The sequence below is a fragment of the Microcoleus sp. S13C4 genome (genome assembly GCF_036700865.1).
Classification (GTDB): Bacteria; Cyanobacteriota; Cyanobacteriia; order Cyanobacteriales; family Microcoleaceae; genus Microcoleus.
In genome coordinates this window covers 21684-27683 of record NZ_JAUBPS010000075.1, presented here as the reverse complement: position 1 = coordinate 27683, position 6000 = coordinate 21684, and the positions used below count along the sequence as shown (strand labels likewise).

The 6000-nt window shown below is 43.1% G+C and carries 5 protein-coding genes and 1 pseudogene; 3 read left to right on the top strand and 3 right to left on the bottom strand.

Translation table 11 applies throughout. The features are described 5' to 3' along the window. Positions 1–187: 187 nt before the first annotated feature. Positions 188–553, top strand: coding sequence for a hypothetical protein (locus QT996_RS23835; protein WP_333049528.1), 366 nt, complete (start codon positions 188–190; stop codon positions 551–553). Positions 554–792: 239 nt separating this feature from the next. Here QT996_RS23835 and QT996_RS23830 read toward each other — a convergent pair whose 3' ends face one another. The 3 genes from QT996_RS23830 to QT996_RS23820 all read right to left on the bottom strand — a co-directional run bounded on the left by QT996_RS23830 (position 793) and on the right by QT996_RS23820 (position 4187). Beyond that, a complete protein-coding gene (locus QT996_RS23830; RefSeq protein ID WP_333049526.1) occupies positions 793–1572 on the bottom strand; it encodes an ABC transporter ATP-binding protein in 780 nt (259 codons plus the stop codon). Positions 1573–1661: 89 nt separating this feature from the next. Continuing rightward, positions 1662–2477 (bottom strand): class I SAM-dependent methyltransferase, encoded by an 816-nt coding sequence (locus QT996_RS23825; protein ID WP_333049524.1) that lies wholly within the window; start codon positions 2475–2477, stop codon positions 1662–1664. 144 nt (positions 2478–2621) lie between these two features. Further along, complete coding sequence (locus tag QT996_RS23820; protein ID WP_333049522.1) at positions 2622–4187, bottom strand: ABC transporter permease subunit; 1566 nt, start codon at positions 4185–4187, stop codon at positions 2622–2624. A gap of 264 nt (positions 4188–4451) precedes the next feature. On the opposite strand from QT996_RS23820, the gene QT996_RS23815 reads away from it, so the two are divergent. Together QT996_RS23815 and QT996_RS23810 are read left to right on the top strand one after the other, a co-directional pair. Continuing rightward, a complete protein-coding gene (locus QT996_RS23815; protein ID WP_333049530.1) occupies positions 4452–5024 on the top strand; it encodes a Uma2 family endonuclease in 573 nt (190 codons plus the stop codon). A 238-nt stretch (positions 5025–5262) separates the two neighbouring features. Beyond that, a pseudogene (locus QT996_RS23810) lies at positions 5263–5949 on the top strand (IS1 family transposase); the annotation flags it as partial. Positions 5950–6000 lie beyond the last annotated feature (51 nt).

Genomic DNA, 6000 nt, shown 5'->3' with positions numbered 1-6000 from the left:
TTCGTAATTCATATTATTAATCTAATTTTTTCTTTTATTTTACCTAGAACGAGCGCACTTTCGCAAGAGGTCTATTGATGCCGAAGAAACTTTTTCCTTCAGATTTCAGACATTTTTAGCTCTTTTAACATCAGTTGACAACCCCCAATCCGAACGTGCCAGGGCGAAGGGGAGTATATCTTTCTGGGTGATTAACACTGTTACTAACCTTTTGTTAGACTCTTTTCAATTTGCCATCGGTTTAGACTCTTCTAGTGGCTTTTATGCAAATGCCTTCGTTAGCAACAGCTTTAAACCCACACAAATTAACTTTAATTTTCTGGCTCAAGAAAGTGCAGCAGCTAGCCTCCTGTATACTTCTGGGGTATATTCGCGGACATTCAACAGCCCCACTAACTTAAGGTTAGTAGAAGTTAAGAACAATATCGCAAAGACAGAAGCAGAAGCAGTTCCCGAACCGAACACAGTATTAGGTACTGCAATATTTTTAGGATTGTTTGTCACGCAGAGAAAACACAAGAAAACAAAGTCGGAAGTCAAATCAAAAGTTTAGGAAAAACCCCGAATGTTAATCAGTAGGGTGTGCGAGGCGCACATCCTATCGTTTCCGTTGAATTGCTCGTTATAAAATGCTGTAGCCCTGGGTGGGTTGATAAATATTATCGGTTTGAATGACAGATTGTTGGTGAAACCCGGCCCTAATTTTATTGGGTTAATTGGCTGAACATTAATATCGCTTTTTCCGAGGACAAACACTGCCCATCTCACTTATCTGTCGCCACACAATACCCATTATCCAAGTGCATCTTCTTCTTTTCCCAAATATGCCTCTATCACCCGAGGATTTGCGCGAACTTCTGCCGGAGTTCCCTCAGCAATTTTAGTACCGTACTCCATAACACTAACGCGATCGCTAATTCCCATCACCACCTTCATATCGTGTTCAATCAGCAAAATACTCAAATTCAACTCATCGCGAATTTGGTAAATAAAGCGAGTTAAATCAGCCGTTTCGTTTGGGTTCATCCCCGCAGTCGGTTCGTCCAAAAGCAACACTTTCGGATCGGAAGCCAAAGCCCTGGCAATTTCCAATCTCCGCTGGTCGCCGTAGGAAAGGTTTTTTGCCAACTCCGGCGCTTTAGAAGCACCTAAACCGACAAAATCCAGCATAGTCAGCGCTTTTATTTTAGCTTCTCGTTCCTCAATCATCGCAGCCGGAGGGCGGAGGATTGCGCCCAACAAACCTGTTTTTAATCGGCAGTGTCTGCCTACTAAGACATTATCCAGCACAGTCATGTTGTTAAACAAGCGGATATTTTGAAAAGTTCTAGCAATGCCGAAAGTTGTCAGGCGATCTGGCGGTAAACCCGTGATATTTTTATTTTCAAGTACCAACTGTCCCCCACTCGGTTTATAGATCCCTGTCAGCATATTAAAAAAAGTAGTTTTTCCCGCACCGTTGGGGCCGATCAAACTGGCGATCGCTCCTTTTTCCAAAGTTAAGCTGACCTGATTTACCGCAGTCAAACCGCCGAATCGCATGGTAAGTTGCTGTGCTTCTAATAATGACATTGGGGTTGTGTTTCCTAAGATTTTATAGTAGTGCGAGCGTCCTCGTCACAAGCTTTCATGCACGCGAATCAATGTGAGATTGGGAGTTTTTAGGACATATTCTCTAACGTACAAACAAAATAGAACTTAAACAGATTAGATTCTAGAGAACGGCGAGGGCGATATTGTCCGTGCAAATCGGCACTCGAAAAGTCTTCAATAACTTTGAGATTGAGTTCGTCAGCCAAAGTGGCAATTTTGTCAAACCCAGTAATCCACGGTGCATACATACTTTCGTATTGATCTATGTAATCATTGATATCTTGGTAGCCCGTAGTTCTCAAAATCACCTTTTCCGACATATAATCAAAGGACACTCGAAAATTATCAACATTGTCGCGAATTTGTTCTAACACAAATATTACATCTTTTTTGTCCAGCAAGGTAGTGTTGCCTTCCCACAAAAAATATGTCGGTCGAGTGAAATCAAATTCACTCTGTTTCAGCAAGGAGATTAAACCGTCTTTTACGTAATCGCCGGGACGGTAGCGAACATTAGCAGTAACTTTGTGAGCTTTGAGAGTTTCTGCTTTTAATTGCAGTGTCGCAGGGTCGTCTATTTCAAAATAAATCACTCCTTCTCCATTAATTCGGGCAGCACGAGTATCCAAACCCGAACCTAAAATAACTATTTGCTTGCACCCTCCTAAAATTTGATTAGACAAAACATCATCCAAATATTTAGTCCGCAACTTAACCATTTCTTTGGCTGCCGGAGAGTTTTGAGATATTTGGGCCGCTATTTCTTTTGTTTCCTCATTCAGCCAGATTTTGACTACATTATCAGTATAGAGAGGAATGGCCTCTTCATTCTCTTCTGCTCTAAATTCCGCAACGATAAAAGCAGTACCAGTTACATTTTTCATGGCTAATCTTTCACCCTTACTAAGTATTTGGTTACAAATAAACATTAGATGAGGAGGGGAGTTTTACACTCATAAACTCCCTTGTATCCTAGATTATTAGCTAAACCCGCTTACAAAATACTATGGTTTTTTGTCCTTACCTACTTATTGACTTCTCGCATCTGCTAAAGACTCATTGCTCGCTTCACCATCAGAATGCAGTTCAGCTTGGTGTATCTTATCAGGAATCAGCCCCTCCGGCCGCACGAGCATCATGACAACAAGAGTTAAGCCGAATAGGAATAAGCGCATTTGAATCGGGTCTAAACTGGTGGCCAGAAAGTCTTGTAACTGGGGACTTGCAATCCTGGGGATTACAAAAGTATTCAGAAAACCCTTGAGGACTTGCGCTAATTGTGGCAGATAAAGTCGATCGGCAGACATGATAATGATCGCGCCCAAAATCACCCCCGTCATATTTCCCAAACCGCCTAAAATCACCATACACAGGATGATTACCGACACCGAGAAATCGAAAACGCTGGGAAAAATTGCGCTGATATAGGCGGCGTAAAACGCGCCTGCAAAGCCCGAAAAAGTCGCTCCCATCGCAAAAGCCGAAAGTTTGGTTTTGACGAGGTTAATCCCCATCGCACTCGCCGCTAATTCATCTTCGCGCATGGCATTCCACGCCCTACCCAAGCGGGAATCTCGCATCCGCGAAATCATGAAGTAAGCGAAGACAACTAGCAGTAAAATTAGGTAGTACCAGGGAAAGTAGTTGCCGGTGCTGAAAGTGCCGACGATGGGGAGAGATGGACGCCCGATCGGGTTTATTCCCGCTTCGCCGCCGGTGAGGTTAAAAGGTCGATCGCACCCAACCAGACATAGCACCAACTCGGGTTTACCCAAAACAGCCGCAACAATCTTCGAGACTGGTTCGTCGATCCGAATCGCGGTTAAATTCCTAAAGACAACCGGGATAATTTCGCCAAAACCGAGGGTAACAATCGCCAAATAATCGCCCCTGAGTCGCAGTGTGGGAATACCCAGGATTACGCCCGCGATCGCAGCTACACCGGCGGCTATCGGCAGTACCACCCAAAAGTTCCAAGCAATATTTAACTGTCCAGAAGATAGCAAAGCCGTCGTGTAAGCGCCGATCGCAAAAAACGCCGCATATCCCAAATCCAACAAACCCGCAAAACCCACAGTAATATTCAAACCCAGCGCCAGCATAATAAAGATTTGAATCTGTACTACAGTAGCAATCCAGCCAGTCTGAGCCTGAATGTCGATAAACGGAAACAGAATTAGAATAAAAGCTAATGTCACCAGAGTTGCCAGCCGCTGGCGTTCCCCCTGCAAACCCTGCAAAGCACCCATTAACGTAGCTGTCAAAATTGCGATCGTCAAACTGCAAATCCCGTACAGCAGCGTAGTCGGCAAAGCAACAGCAGATTGACCAGAAAAAGGTCTAATCAAAACCCCTTCTACCACACTTGCAACTAACAGCCAAACTCCCAATCCCAATCCCGCCAAACTGCCGATAGTCGCACCCATTTTCGGGCTGTAAACCTTCTGCTCTCGACAGCTCATAAAGCCCGCAGCCGTACCCATCAGCCAGCCGATCACAGTGCCGCTCCAACCACCGAATAACAAAACAGTCAAAGAGGCGATCGCCCCTAAAAGACCACTCGATTTGATCGCATTAATTATTTTTTTGGACATAGGAATAAATTATTAGTCATTAGTTATTAGTCAGCAGTCAGTAGTTAGATGCAAGAATGCTAGGAATCACAGTTATAGATGCGACTGACGCGGGCAGTGCCAATTTCTGCCTCAATGAATGTGATCGACTGCTTATCGTGGAAACGGTCGATCGGACTAGCTACAGTTTAGAGTCTTTTGAGTTCGATTATTGCACCAAAAGTGACGAAACTTCAAATATACTGGAACTGTTACCGCAACACACTTCAAACTGGCGATCGCTATATGGTACAAGCACCTCAAAAAACTATCACTCTGGACGAGTTTTTGCAACTCCCAGAAACCAAACCCGCTAGCGAATACATCAAAGGTGTCATTTTACAAAAACCTATGCCGCAAGGAAAACACAGCACAATTCAGGGAGAACTCATCACGAGGGTTAATGCAGCGGGCAAACCTCAGCGGATTGCTTGGGCATTTCCAGAACTTCGCTGCACCTTTGGCGGACGTTCTATTGTGCCCGATGTCGCGATTTTTGTTTGGAATCGCATTCCCCTAGACGCTGACGGCGAAATTGCCAATACATTTAATGCTCACCCAGACTGGACAATAGAAATTTTGTCCCCAGGCCAAAGCCAAACCAAAGTCACAAACAATATTTTGCACTGTTTGAACGCCGGTTGTCAGATGGGTTGGTTGCTCGATCCCGATGAAAAAAACATTTTAGCCTATCCCGCAAGGCAGCAGCCTATTTCCTTGCAAGAACCAACAGATATACTTCCGATGCCCAATTTTATGCCGGAAATGCAGTTGACTTTAGGCGAAGTTTTTGGCTGGCTCAAACCAGGGAATATTTAATTGGGCCTACAGTATTCCACTCAGTTGAGAAGCGCTATCTTATACTTGGAAATAAAAATTCAATGTTGCCGATCGCCCCATTAAGTATTTTTTCAGTAGTAGGAAGATGACGGCGAACCCTGACTATTTTTTATCCTTAACATATAGTTAAAGCTGGCGTTGCTAGGCGTGGCTGAACTATGGTATGATGAAGTTGTCCTCCGAGCGTCAACAATAAAACATATTTAAAAGCAATATTATGCAATTTCCTGAACGTAATTCAACTCATATCAATAAAAATTATTACCAAAAAGGCAAACAGAATTATATTGCGTACCCGGCCAAAAACAATTTATAGAGGCTTATAAACTTAAAAGAGGATATCCGGAATAAGTTAAACGTGAATGTCTCAAAATGTATGTTAATGACGGGGGTTTTCGACCAATTGAAAGAGTCATAAATGTCTATCATACTACAATCATTAATGGGGTAAAAGAAGCCGGGAAACTCTTACCAGATTTTTACAAACCAGAAACAAATCCCGAAGTGGGAGAATTAGATGAATTACAAACATTTGTGGCTTCAAAAAAAAACAAAACCTGGCGGTGGACAGCGGTAGACCATTTTAAGCCAGGTATTTTAGGAGGGGTTTTAGGCGACCCTAGCGCCAAAACTTTTGAACCACTATGGGCGGAGGCTAGCAAATGGAAATGCTACTTTTATGTAACAGATGGCTGGAAAGTTTACCCGAATTTTATTCCGGAGGCAGACCCAATTATTAGCAAAACCTATATGACTTGCAGTTGAAGGTGAAAATACAAGACTCAGACATTACTTGGCTCCGCTAAAAAGAAAAAGTGTTTGTTATTCTAAGTGTGAAAAAATGCTAGGGTATTCAATTAAATTACTAATTCATTATCTAAAATTTGGAGATGTTCCAATTCCCCATCAAAATCCCGGAAATCATTTTCGACTCCCCTCTCGTATTTTTGCTCGT

Bases quoted from the DNA above. Each gene is read 5' to 3' on its own strand.
- QT996_RS23830 (WP_333049526.1), bottom strand. From the start codon at position 1,572: ATGTCATTATTAGAAGCACAGCAACTTACCATGCGATTCGGCGGTTTG.
- QT996_RS23825 (WP_333049524.1), bottom strand. From the start codon at position 2,477: ATGAAAAATGTAACTGGTACTGCTTTTATCGTTGCGGAATTTAGAGCA.
- QT996_RS23820 (WP_333049522.1), bottom strand. From the start codon at position 4,187: ATGTCCAAAAAAATAATTAATGCGATCAAATCGAGTGGTCTTTTAGGG.
- QT996_RS23815 (WP_333049530.1), top strand. From the start codon at position 4,452: ATGGTACAAGCACCTCAAAAAACTATCACTCTGGACGAGTTTTTGCAA.